Annotated in this window: 10 protein-coding genes; 6 read left to right on the forward strand and 4 right to left on the reverse strand. The window is 60.8% G+C overall.

Features of this window, described 5'->3' with window-relative positions; all coding sequences use genetic code 11:
• Positions 1–44: 44 nt before the first annotated feature.
• Positions 45–3206: a response regulator gene (locus GX444_07150; GenBank protein ID NLH48364.1), complete on the reverse strand. Its 3162-nt coding sequence runs from the start codon at positions 3204–3206 to the stop codon at positions 45–47.
• Between the two features lie 221 nt (positions 3207–3427).
• Here GX444_07150 and GX444_07155 point away from each other — a divergent pair, with 221 nt between their 5' ends.
• Complete coding sequence (locus tag GX444_07155; GenBank protein NLH48365.1) at positions 3428–6145, forward strand: alpha-mannosidase; 2718 nt, start codon at positions 3428–3430, stop codon at positions 6143–6145.
• Positions 6142–7227: a hypothetical protein gene (locus GX444_07160; protein NLH48366.1), complete on the forward strand. Its 1086-nt coding sequence runs from the start codon at positions 6142–6144 to the stop codon at positions 7225–7227. Before GX444_07155 ends, GX444_07160 begins: the two co-directional genes overlap by 4 nt.
• 13 nt (positions 7228–7240) lie before the next feature.
• Here the strand turns inward: GX444_07160 and GX444_07165 are convergent, their stop codons facing one another.
• Positions 7241–8953 carry a carbamoyltransferase gene (locus GX444_07165; GenBank protein NLH48367.1) on the reverse strand — a complete coding sequence of 571 codons (1713 nt, stop codon included), beginning with the start codon at positions 8951–8953 and terminating at the stop codon, positions 7241–7243.
• A 31-nt stretch (positions 8954–8984) separates the two neighbouring features.
• Positions 8985–10232, reverse strand: a complete 1248-nt coding sequence (locus GX444_07170) for a hypothetical protein (protein NLH48368.1) — start codon at positions 10230–10232, stop codon at positions 8985–8987.
• Positions 10233–10361: 129 nt separating this feature from the next.
• Here GX444_07170 and GX444_07175 point away from each other — a divergent pair, with 129 nt between their 5' ends.
• From GX444_07175 to GX444_07190, 4 genes are all read left to right on the forward strand, one after another.
• Entirely contained in the window at positions 10362–11009 is a 648-nt protein-coding gene (locus tag GX444_07175) for a transferase (GenBank protein ID NLH48369.1), read from the forward strand.
• 128 nt (positions 11010–11137) lie between these two features.
• A complete protein-coding gene (locus GX444_07180) occupies positions 11138–12856 on the forward strand; it encodes an alpha-amylase (GenBank protein ID NLH48370.1) in 1719 nt (572 codons plus the stop codon).
• A gap of 144 nt (positions 12857–13000) precedes the next feature.
• Positions 13001–16462, forward strand: coding sequence for a PAS domain S-box protein (locus GX444_07185; GenBank protein ID NLH48371.1), 3462 nt, complete (start codon positions 13001–13003; stop codon positions 16460–16462).
• Positions 16463–17827, forward strand: coding sequence for a sigma-54-dependent Fis family transcriptional regulator (locus GX444_07190; GenBank protein ID NLH48372.1), 1365 nt, complete (start codon positions 16463–16465; stop codon positions 17825–17827).
• A 287-nt stretch (positions 17828–18114) separates the two neighbouring features.
• Here GX444_07190 and GX444_07195 read toward each other — a convergent pair.
• On the reverse strand, positions 18115–18224 hold a 110-nt coding region (locus GX444_07195), incomplete at its 5' end, for a transposase (GenBank protein ID NLH48373.1).

The following is an 18224-nucleotide window of genomic DNA, read 5'->3' on the forward strand; positions in this document are numbered from 1 at the left end:
ATAGCACGGGAAAACTGCAATGTCCAATATTTGCGGATAATGAGTTAAGTCGCGCCGTCGCGCCGGTATCGGAAGACCGGGATGGCTTTCACTCCGGGGTGTTGGGAAAGCTGGGCGAGGAATTCGGCGGCCTGCGGGGCCGCGGATTCATTGAGCAGGATGAAATCCGGCCGCTGCGCCAGCGCGATTTTTATCCCCGCCGGTCCGTCGGCAACGGCGAAAGCGCGGTAACCGCCTTTTTGCATGGCTGCGACGAAATCGGCCGTCAACCGTTCGTCCGGTTCCACGATCAAGATCGTCCGCGTCCGCTTTTCGTCCTGGACCAGCCGTTGCAGGGTTTGCAGCAACAAGGTCTTGTCCACCGGCTTGGTCAACCATTCCTTGACGCCGAGCGAAAAGGCGAGGGGCTGCTTTTCGGCGAGCGAGATGATCACGACCGGGATGTGTTTCACGTCGGGCAGCGCCTTGAGCTCGGCCAGGAGTTGCAAGCCGTCTTTTTTCGGCAGCATGACGTCCAACGTGATGATCTGCGGTTGCAGTTCGCGCGCCAATTGAATCGCCTGCTCGCAGTTGAAGGCGCGAGCCACGCGGAAGCCGCCGTCGACCAGATAGGAGGTCAGCAATTCACCCACCTGGACATCGTCTTCCACCACCAGCACCAGGGGGCCGGCGTCGCCGATGCGCGTGTCGGGGATCTGCATCATGGGCAGATCGTTCAATTCACTTTGCCAACCTTCGCCTTGCGAATCGTCGATTTTAGCGGATTTCAGGGGCAGGGTGAAATAGAACGAACTACCTTTGTTCAATCCCTCGCTTCGCACCCAGATGCGCCCGCCCAGCAGTTCGACGAGATTTTTCGTCAGCGCCAGGCCAAGGCCCGTGCCGTCGCGCGTCCGGATATGCGGCGAGTCGATCTGCACGAATTTTTCGAAAATGCGTTCCTGGTCGGCCGGGGCAATGCCGGCGCCGGTATCGGAGATGCGAAACAGCAGGTTTTTGCCTTCCCGCGTGACGAAGACGCCGATGCTGCCGTCCTCGGGAGTGTATTTGATGGCGTTGGACAGCAGGTTGAATAGGATCTGCCGGAGCTTGAGTTCGTCGGATCGGAAGCGAATCGCCGCGCATTCGGCGGCCAGTTGGTATGCCAACTTCAGCCGGCGCTTGGCGGCTTGCTCCTGGACTGCGAACAGGCTGCTGTCCAGAAATCCCGCCAATTCGATCGGCGATTCGTGCACGGTCATTTTCCCCGCTTCGACCTTCGACAGGTCGAGCAGATCGTCGATCAACCGCAACAAATGCTGGCCGCTGGTGAAGATCCCCTTTGTGTAGCGGCTTTGCTTTTCGTTCAGCTTCCCGAACAGTTGCTCGTGCATGATTTCTGAAAAGCCGATGATGGAATTGAGCGGCGTGCGCAGCTCGTGGCTGATGCTGGCGAGGAACTGGCTTTTCGCCCGATTGGTTTCCTCGGCCGCTTCCTTGGCGCGCAACGTGGCCAATTCCATTTGCTTCCGTTCGGTGATGTCGTGGGTGACGGCCAGGAAATAACGCGGTTTGCCGGTCGTGTCGCGTAGGATGACGGCCGCCAATTCCGCCTCGATTTGCCGGCCGTCCCGGCGGGTATGGCCGTATTCGAAGCTGAAAACCCGGCCGGTGCGCAGGGTGTCGGCGATGAGTTCCCGCAATCGCCGCTGGTTGTCCGCGAACAGATCCAACACGTTTTTACCGGCGATTTGGGCCGGCGGCGGCAGATCGTGCATTTCGGAATAAGCGTTGTTGCATTCGACGACGCGGCCGTTCAAATCGAGAATGACGATCCCGTAAGGCGAAAGCTGCACGATGCCCCGAAAACGTTCTTCGGAGGCGGCCAGCCGGTTGGCGCGTTCCAGGATTTGTTGTACGGCGGTCAGCGCCGTGATCACCAGCAGCGCGAAGAAGAAGATCAGCCCGATCACGCTCAGGCGGATCATCGCGAGCGATTTCTGCAAGGCTCCGGCGTCCTGATCCATGCCCAATACCGCGACGACTTCCTCGGTCGGCGCCCGGAGCACCGGAACGAACGCGGAGACCCAGCTTCCCCAGCGGTCGGTATAGGGCTTGGATAGCTGGCCGAACGCGCTGGCGAAGACCTTTTCGACTTCCGGCGGTGCTTCCGTGTAAACCTGGCCGGGCGGCGAGAAATCGGGCGATTCTTCCGGTTCCGCGTCGACCAGAAAAACCGCTTGATTGTTCCGCCAGATCATCAAGTACACGAAACGGACGTCCAGGTTCGCCAGGTCGATTTTGTGCAGCCGGGCCTTCAGCGAACGGTATTCCTTGGTTTCCAGGTCTTCGTGCGTGCCGGACAGGCGTTGAATCGTCTCGACCGGCAGCAAGGCGACGGCCGTGCGAACCCGGCCGAGCAACGTTTGTTTGATCCGCAGCATTTCATGCCGGGCGGAGTATTCGGTGAGGAACCAACCGCCGACCAGCGTCAGGACCAGGAAAAACATCAGGCCGACGACGTAGGGAGTGAGGTGGCGACTTTTCTCCTCGGCCGGCGTCTGTTGATCGTCGTGGAAGTAGATCACCCAGAGCAGAATGGACGCCAGCAGGGCCAGAACGATCGACAGCAAATAGGGCGGGAAATGCAGCAGCCATTCCAGGTTTTCGCCGTTGATCCACGAAACCGGAAATCGGTTGTCGCCCGGCAGCGAACCGATGCGCACCAGGGTCGAGAGCAGGGAACCGACGGCGAAAATCCGGAATAAAATCCGGTTGAGGCGGATCGCCGGAACGGTCCAGAACGCATAGGAAGCCAACAGGGATGCCGGCAATCCCAGCAGGTAGATCAACGTCACGGAAAACCACGGCAGTCCCTGCAGCAAACCAAGACCGGCGGCGAGTAAAAAGGGCCAGATGATCCAGAGAGGAAGGTTCAAGCCACGGGTTCGGCGGCTACCGACGCGGCCGAATTCAAACAAAAAGAGAAAGGATGCGGTCAGGCAAGCCGCTTGAAGCCAAGCCAGATAAGGTTGGCGGCCGATGCCCAGCATCAAGAGGTCGATGATCTTCGTCGCTGCCAACAGCAGGCTGAACAGGGAAAAATGCAACCACGGAAGCTGATTCGAACGCCGCATGAAGACAAACGACACCGAGGCCAGCAACAGAACGGAAATGCTCCAAATGAAGAGGAGGTAATCCAGTTGCTCGGCGAAAAACCGCATCATTGAATCAATAATTCCTTGTCACAGTCCGGATATCATTTTTTTCAGCGAGAATACTTGCCTGAATAATTCACTGTAATCAAAGCGCCTTTTGATTCGGTAAATAACATGTCCGCCGCCGGAAGAAAAGACAAATTTGCGGCGCTGCCGGAAAGATCTCTTGAATTGCCATTCAAAGGCCGTTGTGCTACCCATTTTCGATGGCCAGAGAAAAGGAGTGCGAAGTGAAAACCCTCTCGTGCGTGCTCGTTTTATTAGCTGTCGTTTTTGCCCCGCTGTTGTCGCGCGCCGCCGATGAAATCCCGAGCGAGGAATTTTTCGTCACCGGCGCCAGCCACATCGACCTAGCCTGGAAATGGCCGTACACGGAGGGGGAATTCACCTGCAAGTACACCTTCGCGACGGTGCTGCGGATGATGGATGAATACGACGACACGGAATCCGGCGAAAATCCGGTTTATTATGCCCAATCGTCCGCGTTGGCCTACCGGTGGATGGAAGAGTCCTATCCCGAAATTTTCCAACAGATACAAAAGCGCGTGAAGGAAGGGCGCTGGGAGATCGTCGGCGGCATGTGGGTCGAATCCGACGCTTTGCAGCCCTCGGGCGAGAGTTTCTGCCGCCAGTTTTTAACCGGGCAATGGTATTTTCAGGACAAGTTCGGCCGGATGGCCACCATCGGCTGGCTGCCCGACAGTTTCGGTTTCAACGCCAACCTGCCGCAATTCATGCACAAGAGCGGCATTGATCGGTTCTTCTTTTACAAGCTCAATTGGAACGATACGCACAAACCGCAGCGCAACCTGTTTTATTGGAAGGGCCCCGACGGCTCCCGCGTGCTGACGCACCTCGCCTACAACGCCTACAACAACAACGCCATGATGAGTACGGTCCGCACCGTTCTGAATACCAAGCGCGCCAACGAGCCCAATCAGACGTCGGTCTTTTATCCGTTGGGCACGGGCGACCACGGGGGCGGCATCGTGCGTTTCTTTATGACTCGCATGCTCGCGTTGCGGGACGCCGGTTACCACATGCACTTTGGCAAGGTCGCCGACTTTTTCGACGACATCGACTTGTCCCAGGTGAACCTCGACGTGCAGGACGAGTTGTATTTCGAAAAGCATCGCGGCACCTATACCACGCGGGCGAATCACAAAAAGAGCATGCGCGAACTGGAATACCTGCTGCAGGACGCGGAAATCTTCGCCTCGTTCGCCTACCTGTTCGGCGAGGATTATCCGTTCGACGATTTGGATGTCGCCTGGAAACGGCTGATGCGCGACCAGTTTCACGACACGATGTCGGGTACCGCGCTCGATCGCGTCTACCAAGACGAGGTGGAACCCAATTTGGAGCAGGTCCGCGAAAGCGGCACGCGGGTGCTGAACGATTCGCTGGCGGCGCTGACCGCGAGGATCGACACCACCGCGGCCGATCAGGGCGAGGTCTTCGTCGTTTTCAATCCGAACGCGTTCGCCGTCACCCAACCCGTGGAATTGTCGCTGGCGCCGGCCGGCTTGATCGTGCTGGACGAAACCGGCGCCCCGGTGCCGAGCCAGGCCAACGCAGCCGGCGACGCGCTGGTTTTCCTGGCGACGGATATTCCCGGCTGGGGCTGGCGAACCTATCAGGTCGCCGCGGGGGAGGATGATACATCCGCGCCGTTCGCCGCCGACGATCGTCACCTGGAAAACGACCATCTGCGGGTGACGCTGGACGAGCAGGGTTACCTCACCGGCTTTTATTCCAAGGATCTGGCGCGCGAATTCATTCCCGCCGGCGGGCGCGGCAATCTGCTGCAACTTTACCGGGACAACGCCGGGACATTCGATTGCTGGGACATCGGCTTCGACAAATACCAGGACGAACCGACGACGGTCGAAGATGCCCAGTCCGTCGCGCTGGTCGAAAACGGGCCGGTCCGTCAAGTGATCGAAATCCGGCGCCAGGGCGAAGTGGAAAGCTACGTGCAGCGAATCGTGCTTTACGCCGAAGGCGACTACCTGGACTTTGAAACCCAGGTGTTCGGCTGGGGCAATCCGAAGCATCGGTTCCTGAAGGTGGCCTTTCCGACGACACTGGTGAACGACAAGAAGGAGATCCGCACCAACATTCCTTACGGCAATCTGGTGCGGGTGCTGGACGGTCATCGGGCCGATTGGGAGTTCGCCGGCCAGAAATGGATCGACCTGACCGAAACGCACGCGAACAACGCGGCGCCGGAGGTCGGCCTGTCGCTCATCGCGCGTGAAAAATACGGCTACGACGTGCAGAACGACGGCCCCGGGGAAGGATTGAGCGACGGCCGCGCGAACATCCTGCGGCTCTCGCTGTTGAAAAGCGGCACCAGCCCGCTTTACCTGCTGCCCAACCGGGGCGGCCCGGTGACCGATCAGGGTGACTTCGCCGCCCATTACCGATTGATCCCGCACGCGGGCGATACGCGGCCGGCGGAAATGTATTTGCACGGCGAGGAATTCGCCAATCGTTTGATCGCTTTCCCGGCGGAAAATCACGGGGGCGAGCTGCCCGCGACGGGAAATCTGGTGAATTTCGTCAGCGAATCCGGGGTGGTTTTGCCGACGACCCTGAAACGTCCCTACCGCGAAAGCGCGGACGGCGAACTGATTTTGCGCCTGGTGGAAATCGACGGACAAGACGCGAAGGTCAGCATGGGCGAATCGATCTGGGAGCCGGAATCGGTTTATCAGGCGGACATCCTCGAACGGCCGCAGGGAGACGATCTGGTGGCGGTCGCCGACGATTATGCGACCTTTACATTGCCGGTCGGTCACAACGCGGTCGAAACCGTCCGCGTGGTTTTCAGCCCGGCCGACGACGGCGGATCCGACGATGATCAGGACGGCGACGACGACAACGATGTCGGCCCACCGGCGTCCGACGACGATGACGATGAGGACGGCGCCTGCTGCGGATGAACCGACGAATCCCCGCGCTGCTTGTGCTTTTTCTGCTGCTCGCGGCGGCGGTGATTCTCGGCCTGGGTCTGCCCACGGCGCGACGCGATAAGCCGCCGCGGACCGTCACTTCGTTGCCGACCGGCCCGGCGCAAAACCGGCGCCTGCCGCCGCCGCTTCCCGACGACAATACCGCCGGGGACCCGTTTCCCGGTCGCATCACCTGCCTTTATTCGAACGGCCGGACGCTTTACGCGGGCAATTGGCACACCGGCGTTTATCGGTTGTCGGCGTCGGACGTCTGGCAGCCGTTCAACGAAGGCCTGACCGGCTACCGCGACATCATGACGATCGCCGGTCGCGGCGACGAAATCTATCTGGGCACTTTCCAAGGCGAATTGTGGGCATCGGAAGGCCATGGGTGGCGGCTGCTGACCGATTTCGGTGAAGGCGAGGCGGCGATCATCCGCGCGATCTACCCGCGGGACGGGCGATTGCTGGTGGCCGCCGGCGACGGGATTTACGAATGGGCGGCAGGCGGAGCGGCGCCGGCGATCCGCTATCGCGGCAAGCAGGTGACCGCCGTCGCGCGGCTCGGCGACGGTACCGAGTGGCTGATCGCCGAGTTGGGAAGCGGGTTGAGCCGCTGTTCGGACGATTTCCTCGCTTGCGAAAAAATCGCGACCTATCCGGGCGGAAAAATCATCGCCGGCCTGGCGGCATTCCACGATGCCGTCTACATCGCGGCGGAAGGCGACGGCGTCTATCGCACCCGCGACGGGCGCGATTTTTTTCCTCTGCCGCTGGAAGCCGAGTTCCCCAACGTCCTCTTCGCCGACGCGTCGTCGCTGGCGATTGCCTTCGAGGATGACGGTCTGCTGATCGCGGCGGACGAGGCGGTCGAATCGTGGCGGAACGTAAAATTCCCGCGGGCGATCACCGCGCTGGCCGCCTTTCGCGGGGCGGTTTATTTCGGCACCGACGGCGTGGGTGTTTTTCGGGTGACGCCGGACGGTTACGAGGCCGTCAATCAAGGCTTGCTGGCGATGGACGAGAAAACGGTCGAGGAAATCCTCCGCGTCGACGTCGAGAATCCGCGTTAGCGTCGCGCCCGTTTCAACGAGGCGACTTTTCCACGCAGTACGGGCCGACGAACAGCGCGTCCAACCCGCTGGCGAAGAAAGTACGGATCGCGTCGCGCACGGTGCAAACGATCGGCTCGCCGCGCAGATTGAAGCTGGTGTTGAGGACGAGCGGCACGCCGGTCGATTTTTCGAAGGCGCCGATGAGCCGATGGAAGGCGCCGTTCTGTTCCGGCGTGACGGTTTGCAGGCGGGCGTGACCGTCCGGGCCCAGCACCGCCGGAATGCGCGCGGCCTGCGCGGGCCGGACGCGGAACGTCTTTTCCATGAACGGCGAGGGCGTCGCGTTTTCGAACCAAGCCGCCGCCCGTTCGGCGAGAATCGACGGCGCAAATGGCTGATAGGGGCGGCGATCCTTGACCAGCGCATTGATGCGGGCAGGCGCCGCGGCGTCGCGCGGGTCGGCCAGAATGCTGCGATTGCCCAGCGCGCGGTCCCCGAATTCCAAACCACCCTGGAACCAGCCCACCAATTGTCCGGCGGCCAACCGCGCCGCCGCGGCCTCGGCCACATCGGCCGGTTGCGAGAACGGCAGGCGGTCCCGTTCCAGTTCCCGGCGGATTTCCTCGTCGGTAAAGGCCGGGCCGAGGTAGTTGTGGCGTAGTGGTTCGCGGCGCGGCAACCCGTAGTGCAGGGCGCCGGCCAGCAGCGCCGCTCCCACGCTGGTGCCGCTGTCGTCGGGCATGGGCGGCACGAACACTTCCTCGAAAGGCGTTTCCGCCGTGATTTTTCCGTTCAGCACGCAGTTCATCGCCACGCCGCCCGTCAGGCACAGCCGGCGGTCGGGCGCCATCGCGGCCAGGTCGCGCAGCAAGGCGAAAACCAGTTCCTCGGTCGCCTGTTGCGTCGCGGCGGCAAGGTCGAAGAATCGCGCGTCGGGTTCCATTTCCGGCGTGTAGGGCGGCCCGAGCAATTCGACCAGCTTGGGCGTGAACAGGCCGGGCCGGTGGAATTGGTAATAATTGAAATAGGGCAGATCGATCTCGAATCGGCCGTTGCCCTGATAATGCAGTAGCGAGCGCATTGGGCCGAGATACCGTTGCGGGTCGCCGTGCGCGGCGGCGGCCATCAGTTTCCATTCGTGGCGGTCGGGTTGCAGGCCGAGAAAAGCCGTCAGCGCCGAATAGAAGCAACCGACGCTGTGCGGAAATTCGACGCTTTGCAACCGGCGCAGGGTCGCGCCTTCGCCCCGGTAGAAAACCGTGGTTTCCTTTTCGCCGAAACCGTCGATTGACAAGATCGCACCTGAATCGAACGGGCTGAGCAAGAACGCCGTGGCGGCGTGGCAATCGTGATGGGTGAGGTAATGAATATTCAATCCGCCGAGCCGCGCCTCGTCGATGTGCAGGAAGGCGCTTCGGGCATCGGCGCCGGGCGTCCCGCCGAGCAGATAATTCACCGGCGCGTACAGCAACTCGCCGCGAAAGCGGGCGCGCTCGCTTTGCACCGGCGACAGGTTTTCGAGATAAATGGCCGGATTGGCGGAGATCGCGACGGCCGTCAATTCGCCGAGGGTCAGGTCGGCCCGCCGCAGGCAATAGGCCATTGCCTGCGCCGGAAAACGGCGGGTTCGTTTTTCGCGGCTGAATCGCTCTTCCTGCGCCGCGGCGACGATTCGTCCGTCCACGGCCAGGGCGGCGGACGTGTTGTAATCGTTGAGGTCCAAACCGAGGATGGCGATCGGCATGTCGTCTCGTTTCCGGTTGTTCGGTGAAACGCTATTCTTTTTCATCGGCGCTTGTCAATTTTCGCCAGGCCGCCGCCAATTCGGACGGCGTGGTGATCCACAAATCGCCGCGTTCGCGGCAGAGGTCGAGCAATCGTTCGTGCAAGGTCAGCAATTCCGCGCGGCCCGACAAATGATTTTCGAGGTGATTCACGAAAACCGCGATCCCGCCGATCCGCGTCAGCCAGTCCAGTTTCCGGCGCCACAAATCCGGCCAGGTGCGCTTTCGATAACCCAAGGTCAACAGGCGGTCGTCGAGCGGAATCGTCACCGGGATTTCCAGCAAGTCGTCTTTTTCGAACGGAAAAACGGTCGTGGCGCCGCGGCGCGTGGCGATCATCGACCCCAGGTCGGTGTCGATGGTGCTGCTGGACCAGGTGAAAATCCCGGACAACACTTTGTCGAGGCGCGGCGAGGTAAACAGCGACGGAGCGCGAAATCCCCGGATTTCCAGTTGCCGCAGCGGTACGGCGAACGGGGCGAGGCGCCGCTCGATTTCCGCGAGCGCGAGAAACGGCAGGCGGTTGTCGTGCACGTCGCCGTGCAGGCCGATTTCGTGGCCGCGCCGGTGAAGGTCTTCCAATTGCGGGGTGAAACGCGGCAGGTCGCGGCCGACCGCGAACCAGCACGAACGAATCCCGCGGTTTTCTTCCGCCGCCGCGTATTCCGCCACGTGCCGGAAGGCTTTCGGCTTGTCCAGATCGTGCGTAAACAACACCGCCGCCCGCTTGCCCTCCGGCCACTGCGGCCTGGCCGGGCAGATGGCCTCGCCGCGCGCCGCCTGCGCCGCCGCGACCATCAGCCATTGCAAGGCATCGGCGGCCGGTTCGATCGGCCAATGCGGAAAAATCGACCGGTCCTCGGCGAGCCGCCGGCGCACCAGTTGTTGGTGGACCATCAGCCGAAAACGCCCGGGCGCCAACTGGTAATTGAAAGGCAGCCGGCTGGTCAGCGGGCGATGCCAGGTGAAGTATTTTTCCCGCAAGAGCGAGCGGCGCACCTGTCCGGGATCGAACGCATACCGAATCTCGCCGGCCCCCACTGCGACCGCCGGCGTGCCGTCTTCCCAGGTGGCGAGAACCCGCTGCCCGGCCGCCGGTTCGATTTTCCCGGCCGGCGAGGGAAACGAAAAACCGTTGTCGGGCAGGAGCCATTCCGGCAGACAATCGTCCGCGAATATCAGCCGGCGCAGGGTTACCGGTTCGGTAAGCCCGGCGATCTGAACACGATTTGAAGCCATAACCACATTTTGCCCAGTCCGGCGATAAAAAACCATACATAAAAAACCATACAGGGCCGCTTGTCGCCTTTCGGCCGGCATGCCAAGCTGAAGGCGATTTCAATTTCCATTCGTTCAAGGAGCCGGGCCATGTCGGAGACGATCAAAATTCATCCGCGGGTGGAACTGGGCGCGGATGCTCAATTGGGCGAATTCGTGGAGATCGGCGTCCCGCCGCGCGACACCGGGGACGGCGAACTGCCGACCGTCATCGGGCCTGGGGCGTGCATCCGGTCGCAGACGGTGATCTACGCGGGCAATAAAATCGGGACGGGATTTCAAACCGGGCATCACGTCATGATCCGCGAAGCCAACGAGATCGGCGATTCCGTCTCCGTCGGCACCGGCACGGTGATCGAGCACCACGTCCGGATCGGCGACGGCGTGCGGATCCACTCGCAAGCCTTCATTCCGGAATATTCGGTATTGGAGGACGGCTGCTGGATCGGCCCGAACGTGGTGTTCACTAATGATCGCTATCCCGTCTCGGTCAGGTCGAAGGAAATGTTGAAAGGCCCGACGATTAAAAAAGGGGCACGCCTGGGCGCCAACTGCACCGTTCTGCCCGGCATCATCGTCGGCGAAGGCGCCGTGGTCGGAGCCGGCGCGGTGGTGACCCATGATGTGCCGGCGGGCAAGGTGGTCGCGGGCAATCCGGCGCGGGTGATCGCCGTGGCGAGCGAATTGGTCTACCCGGAAGACCCGGCCGTCAAAGCCTATCCCGACCCGGAATCGTAACCGCCGCGAAAGTGGTTGAAATTCGAGAAAAATACCTGGAATTTACTTAAGCGCTTCGAGGGAATATACCGATAGAAAAAGAGAATACCCGCCAGCGACGGGTGTATTTCGGAATGAGGTAGCCGACCATGACCAGTCCACGCTCCATTCACGAGATCGATCTTTCCCCACTTGCCGGTAAAACGTATTGGTCCATCGACCGCGAGTGGCACGAGGACTTCATCTATTTTTTAATGGTCGATCGCTTTCACGACGAGCGCGACCGGGTTCCCATTTCAACGCCGCAACGGCTGGCCGGGCGGGGGACTTCCGAACAATTGCGCCGCTTCTGCGGCGGCAAACTGCAAGGCATCACGCGGCACCTGGATTACATTGAAGATCTGGGCTGCACGGCGATCTGGTTGTCGCCGGTATTCGAAAACGACGACTCGCCGAATCCCCATTCCGGCAGTTATCACGGCTATGCGATCCGCAACTACCTGAACATCGATCCGCGCTTCGGCACCAAGGAGGACCTGATCGAACTGGTCGCGGAAGCGCACCGGCGCAACATGCGGGTTTTTCTCGACGCGGTCGCGAACCACTGCGGTAACGTCTGGTTTTACCCCGGCGACGTGCCCTACTTCTATGCCGACGATCATCGCCAATACGAAATCGGCGGCTGGCGGCACCCCGAATATCCGGTGCCGATCGAACTGCGCAATCCGGCGTACTTTCACCGCCGCGGACAGATTCGCGCCTGGGGTTGGGACAACCTTCCCGAAACACAGTGGGGCGACTTTTTCGACCTGAAAGGGTTCAACAACGAGGAAGATCCGGCCGGTCTGGAACTGCAAGACATCATCATCAAGGCGCACCAATATTGGATCCGCGAAGCCGACATTGACGGTTACCGCATGGATGCCGTGAAGCACATGGGCGAAACCGCGATCGCCCGCTTTTGCCAGTCCATGCGCGAGTATGCCAGCAGCCTGGGCAAGCGCAATTTCTTTTTGTTCGGCGAATTGGTGGCCGGCGACGACGCCATCAACCGTTACACCGGACCCGCCACCTCCGGCTACATCGGTGAAAAAACCATCTACTACGGCCTGTCCTCGGTGTTGGATTTTCCACTGTATTGGACCCTGCCGGGCATCATCAAGGGATTCGCCGCGCCGTCGGCCCTGTTCGGACGTTACGACGCCCTGCGCGAGCGGGCGATTCGCCGCGGCGAGGAAGGCCGTTACCTGGTCACGTTCATCGACAATCACGATCAGATCGGGCAGTTCTACAAACGGCGCAACGCGGTCGGCGCTTACGACGAGCAGGTCATCGCGGCGGTCGGGTATCTCATCTGCGCCCTGGGCACGCCGTGTATTTATTACGGCACCGAGCAGGGTTTCGCCGGGGAAGGGCCCTCCGACGAATACGTGCGGGAGGCCATGTTCGACCTGGACGACGAGAACTGGAATTGTCTGAACCGCGACTCGAAAATTTACCAGGGCATCGCGGCGATCGCCAAACTTTTCCGCGAAATTCATGCCTTGCGGTTCGGCCGGATGTATTTCCGCGAGATTTCCGGCAACGGCCGTGATTTCGGCTTGCCGCAGGGCCAGCCGTGCACGCTGGCGTTCGCGCGGGTTCTCGCCCAGACGGAAATTCTCGTCGCCTACAACACCTCGACGACCGAAGCGAAACACGATTACGTGATTGTGGATCACGGCTTGTATCAACCGGGTGATCGCTTGCGGTTTCTTTACGGTGGCGAAGGCGAGGTCGAGGTGTTGCGCCATCCCGACGCGGACAATTCGGCCTTGTTCGTGCAACTCCCTCTGGCGCCGATGCAGTTCGTGATTCTGGGTAAATAAACTTTCACCGCTTCTCCGGCCTTCATCGCCACGGGTCGGATCCGAAAATTAATATTTGATCCAAATCGAAATTCCGATTGTCAGGAACGCGGCATCGCTCTATTCTATACCAAAATGGTATAGAACCCCGGGAAAGGCGGACTAATGCTGCAGCGCCGCAAAGCGCTTTGGATCCCGCTGGTTGTCTGGATCCTGACCACCTCGATCTTCATCTCCCTCTCGGTGCTCAGCCAACGATACCAGGACCGCCTCTTGCAGACGCGGACCGATGTCACCGCCGAACAAGTGGCCTTGCGGTTGGACGAATACATCAACACACGTTTGAATCTCGTCGGCCGGATGCAACTCAGTTGGCGGCAAGGACTGATCAATTCGCCGGAAGATTTTCGGTTGCAGGCGACGGATTTGATTTCCCAATTCAGCGGATTGCAGGCGATCAACTGGATCGACCGCGAGGGTTTCATTCGTTGGATCGTTCCCGAGGACGCCAACCTGGCGGCGAAAGACAAGGATTTGAAGAAGCATCCGCAAGCCGCGCAGACCTTTCTCAATGCCATGCGCACCGGAAAAATTCAGGTGACGCCGCCGGTCATGCTTTTGCAGGGCGGCCACGGTTTTGCGGCGTATTTCCCTTTGGAAGTACAAGGCGAACGGCAGGGCTACCTCAACGCGGTATTTCGTCTGGACCCGCTGATCGAAGGTTGTCTGGCGCACGGCATCCAGCAGCAATTTTCATTTGTCATCCGCGACGGCGAGGATCTGGCTTTCCTGGCCGGGAAGGAAGACGAAATCTGGCACAGCCGGTTCCGCTCCACCTATGAGTTCAAGGTCGGCAATCGTCTTTGGAATATCACCCTCGCGCCCAACGAACGTCTGGGCACTGCTTCATCCTCCTTTATGAATCACTTGCCGCTGCCGTTCGGCCTGTTGCTCGGCTTGGGCCTGGCCTTGTTTTTGCGGCGACTCATCATCCGCGAGTCGCAACTCGCAATCAGCGAGGAACGGTACCGAACCATTTTCGAAAACGCCCCGATGGGTTTGTTCCGGATCGATCAGGCGGGGCGCTTGCTGGCCGCCAACCAGGCCATGGCCAAAACCTACGGCTTCGATTCGGTCGCGGATTTCGTCGCGCAGGAGTACATCTTCAAGCACTGGGAATCGCCGGAGGTTTTCGCCGCGATGATCCGCGAGGTCGAACTGCGCGGGGAAGTGCAGGGATTCGAAACCGCCTTCCGCGATCGGGACGGCCGGCAGCTTTGGGTGCGCCATTCCGGGCGCTGGTTCGCCGACAAGGGCTATCTGGAAGGCGTCGGCTATGCGGTCACCGAGGAAAAACTCGCCTTGGAAGCCTTGCGGCGGAGCGAGACGCGCTTCCGCCGGTTGATGGAAGGCACGCGGGCGATGATTTTCATCATCGGCGCGCAACATCGGATTCTCTACGCCAACCAGGCCGCCCAGGATTACACCGGTTACACGGCCGACGAACTGCTGGGCCAAACCTCACGCGACATCATCGCGGCGGCGCAACACGAAATTCTCGATCGGGCGATCGCGGCCTACCAGCGCGACAACACGCCGTTGAACCTCGAACTGATATTCAACACGAAGGACGGCCGCGAGCGTTGGTTCGAGACGGCGGGTATCATCATCGATTTCGACAATCAACCGGCCTGGCTGACCACCAGCTTCGAAATCACCGAACGCAAGCGTGCGGAGGAGGAACTGCGCCGGTCCGAGGACAAGTTCCGGACGATCTTTGAAAACGCGCAGGTCGGTTTGTTCCGGATCGCCAAGAGCCGGCTGGAAGACGCGAACCTGGCCATGGCCCGCATGTTCGGTTACCAAAACGCGGACGAGTTCGTCGCGCAATACGACATGGCCAATTGCTTTTACGATCCGCAAGACGGCACGCGCATGGCCGAGGAAATCCGCGTCACCGGCGGCCTCAAGCGGTTCGAAGCCCGCCTCTACCGCCGCGACCGCTCCTACATCTGGGTGCGGTTCAGCTCGACCTACTACCCCGACAAGGACATGAGCGAGGGCGTCATCATTGACATCACCGACGAGAAAAACGCCGTCGACGCCCTGATGAAGAGCGAGCGCAAGTTCCGCACGCTCGCCGATTCCACCCGCGCGATCATCCTGATCAACGACCAAGCCGGCAACACGCTGTACGCCAACCAGGCCGCCGCGGAAAAATTCGGCTACGACGAAACGGAACTGACCCGGATGAAGCTCGAAGACCTGCTGACCCCGCGGGCGAAACAGATCCTCGCCGCCGCCGGCTTGTCCGCTTCGTCCGGCAACTTGCCGGTCAAACTCGAATACCCCATCCGCGCCAAGGACGGCCGCGAAATCTGGCTGGAAACTACCAGCGCCCGGATCGAACTGGACGAGGGCGACGCCTGGATTTCCACCGCCTTCGACGTCACCGACCGCCGCCTCGCCGAGGAGGCGTTGCGCGAGTCCGAAAACAAGTATCGCACGATGTTCCAGACGACCGGCACCCTGACGATGTCCTTCGACCAGGATGCGATCATTCGACTGGCCAACGAGGAATTCCCCAAACTGACCGGGTACTCGATCGAGGAAGCGGTCGGCAAAATGAGCTGGATGCAGTTGTTCGACGAGAAATCGCTGGAAAAGATGCGGACCTATCACGCCATGCGGGCGGTCAACCCGCAGGCCGTGCCGCGTTCCTACGAGGCGCGGCTGGTCGACAAGGCGGGCCGCTTCCACGACGGCATCGTCACCATCAACCTCGTGCCGGGCACCACGGTGCGCGTCGCCAGTTTCCTGGATATCACCGAGCGGAAACAGGCCGAATTGCAGATGCTGCGTGCCGACAAGATGGCGGCCCTCGGGCAGATCATCGCCGGCGTGGCCCACGAGATCAACAACCCCAACAACTTCATCTATTTCAACCTGCCGATTTTGCGGCGGTACGTCGAGGCCATGCGCCCGCTGCTCGATCATCACCGCGACGAGGACCCCGATCTGAAGATCCTCAACATGCCGTACGAGACGTTTCTCGAGGACGTCTACAAGCTGATCGAAAACATGGAGCACGGCTCGCAACGCATCACCGGCATCGTCTCCGAACTGAAAAACTACATTCGCAGCCACGAAGTCGAGGACCGCAAACAGGAAAACCTGCAAACGATCATCAACCAGGTGATGACCCTCGTCGGCAAGCAGGTGCGCAAGATGGTCAAGCGCTTCGAAATCGAGGTGGCGCCCGAAACACCGGATGTCTGGGTCAACGCCGGCAAGATCGAACAGGTGCTCATCAACTTGACGATCAACGCGGGGCAGGCCGCCGACAAAGAGGATTCGTGGGTTAAGCTGACGGCCCGCCCGGCGCCGGACCGGCCGAATTGGGTGGAGATTACGGTCCAGGACAACGGCTGCGGCATGCCGGAGTACATCCAGCATCAGATTTTCGATCCGTTTTTCACCACCAAGGGGCGCGACTCCGGCACGGGCCTGGGCCTGGCGATCTCGCAGCGGATCGTCGAGGAGCACGGCGGCAAGATCAGCGTGACGAGCGAAGTCGGCAAGGGGAGCTGTTTTACGCTCCGGCTGCCGGTCAAGCGGGAGGAATAAATGCTCAGTTCGATTTTGATCGTGGACGACGAACAGGCGTTTTTGGACAGCGTGGTGCGCATGTTGCGGATCGAAGGTTTCGACGACCTGACCGCGACGACCCATCCGCGGGAAGTTGCCGCGATGCTGGAGAACAAAAACTTCGACATCGCGTTTCTCGATATCACCATGCCCGAGCTCGACGGGTTGGAACTGCTGGGCGTCATCAAGGAGCGCAGTCCGCAGACCGAATGCATCATGGTGACCGCCAACGAAAGCATTCCGATGGTCATCAAGGCCGTGCGGCGCGGCGCCTACGATTACCTGCTCAAGCCGATCAATCCCGAACAACTGGTCCATTCGCTCGACCGCGCGCTCGAACGCAAACGGCTGATGGAATCCCTGATCCTGAAGTCCGAAAAGGCGGTCAACCGGCGGCTGAGCAACCCGGATCACTTCCGCGAAATCGTCACCGCTGACGGCGATATGCTGCGCCTGCTGCGCGAAACCGAATTGCACGCCTCGTCCAATATCCCGGTGTTGATCACCGGCGAAACCGGTGTCGGCAAGGAACTGCTGGCCAAGGCCGTGCACCACGCCAGCCGCCGCGCCCGCGGTCCGTTCGTCGCGGTGAACATGCTGTCGCTCTCGCCGAACCTCTTCGAATCCGAATTTTTCGGCCATGCCAAGGGGGCGTTTACCGGCGCGGACCGCGACAAGGAAGGGTATCTGGCGCGGGCGCGCGGGGGCACCTTGTTTCTCGACGAAATCGGCGACCTGTCGCTCGAAATCCAAGGCAAGCTGCTGCGCATCCTGCAGGAGGGCGAATACATCCCCGTCGGCAAGACCCGGCCCGAGATCGCCGATGTGCGCTTCATCGCGGCGACCAACCAGGACCTCGAACAGTTGGTGCAGCAGCGCAAATTCCGCAAGGATTTGTATTACCGGCTGCAATTCGCCCATCTGCATCTGCCGGCTTTGCGCGACCGGCTGGAGGATATTCCCATTCTGGCGGCCCATTTTCTGCGGAACCTGTCGCCGAACGGCAAAACGCTGGCGGCCGAGGCCGAGGCCGTCCTGCTGGAGCACGACTGGCCGGGCAACGTGCGCGAGTTGAAGGGCGTCCTGGAAGCGGCGGCCAACCTGGCCGAAAAGGGCGTCATCACTCCCGAACTGCTGCGCTTGCCGGTGCGCCGCGCCAGGCCGGCGGCCGCCCCGAAAACCGGCGACGCTCCGGTGGACCTGTCGCCGCTCGAAGCCGTGGAACGCCGCCATATCCTGTCGGTTTACGATGCCGTGGGCGGCAACAAAAGCCAGGCGGCGCGGGTGCTCGAAATCGGCCTGCAGACCCTGCACCGCAAGCTCAAGGAATACAATGTGAAGTAGCGGCGCACTCGCGCGACCTCACGTCATCATCCACGCTTCACCGTCTTTCTGTGCGCCAGCCGGAAACCACACCGATCGTGTCGGCGACTTGACTTGTGTAAGAGCGGCTTAGTAGCCGCGATAAAAATCCTACGCCGTCTTTCCGTGCGGAAGCCTAAATCCACGCCGCCGCCCACCAACCCGTCACGCCGCCGCCCACCGACCCGTCATGCCAACGCCCACCAACCCGTCATGCCAACGCCCACCAACCTGTCATGCCGTAGTGTCCCCCCGAAAGCAAGACAGATTTAGGCGGCTTTTAGGGTGAGGTAAGCCGCTTCGACCTCGTTCGGCGTCCGGTAACCGAGCGCCGAGTGGATTCGTTTTTCATTGTACCAGCGGACATATTGGTCGATGG

Source organism: Myxococcales bacterium (genome assembly GCA_012517325.1).
In the GTDB taxonomy this organism is placed as follows: Bacteria; Lernaellota; Lernaellaia; order Lernaellales; family Lernaellaceae; genus JAAYVF01.

What these genes read in the sequence shown, in the direction of transcription:
- GX444_07185 (NLH48371.1), top strand. Translation starts at nt 13,001, where the DNA reads ATGCTGCAGCGCCGCAAAGCGCTTTGGATCCCGCTGGTTGTCTGGATC.
- GX444_07170 (NLH48368.1), bottom strand. Translation starts at nt 10,232, where the DNA reads ATGGCTTCAAATCGTGTTCAGATCGCCGGGCTTACCGAACCGGTAACC.
- GX444_07165 (NLH48367.1), bottom strand. Translation starts at nt 8,953, where the DNA reads ATGCCGATCGCCATCCTCGGTTTGGACCTCAACGATTACAACACGTCC.
- GX444_07160 (NLH48366.1), top strand. Translation starts at nt 6,142, where the DNA reads ATGAACCGACGAATCCCCGCGCTGCTTGTGCTTTTTCTGCTGCTCGCG.
- GX444_07180 (NLH48370.1), top strand. Translation starts at nt 11,138, where the DNA reads ATGACCAGTCCACGCTCCATTCACGAGATCGATCTTTCCCCACTTGCC.
- GX444_07175 (NLH48369.1), top strand. Translation starts at nt 10,362, where the DNA reads ATGTCGGAGACGATCAAAATTCATCCGCGGGTGGAACTGGGCGCGGAT.
- GX444_07150 (NLH48364.1), bottom strand. Translation starts at nt 3,206, where the DNA reads ATGATGCGGTTTTTCGCCGAGCAACTGGATTACCTCCTCTTCATTTGG.
- GX444_07190 (NLH48372.1), top strand. Translation starts at nt 16,463, where the DNA reads ATGCTCAGTTCGATTTTGATCGTGGACGACGAACAGGCGTTTTTGGAC.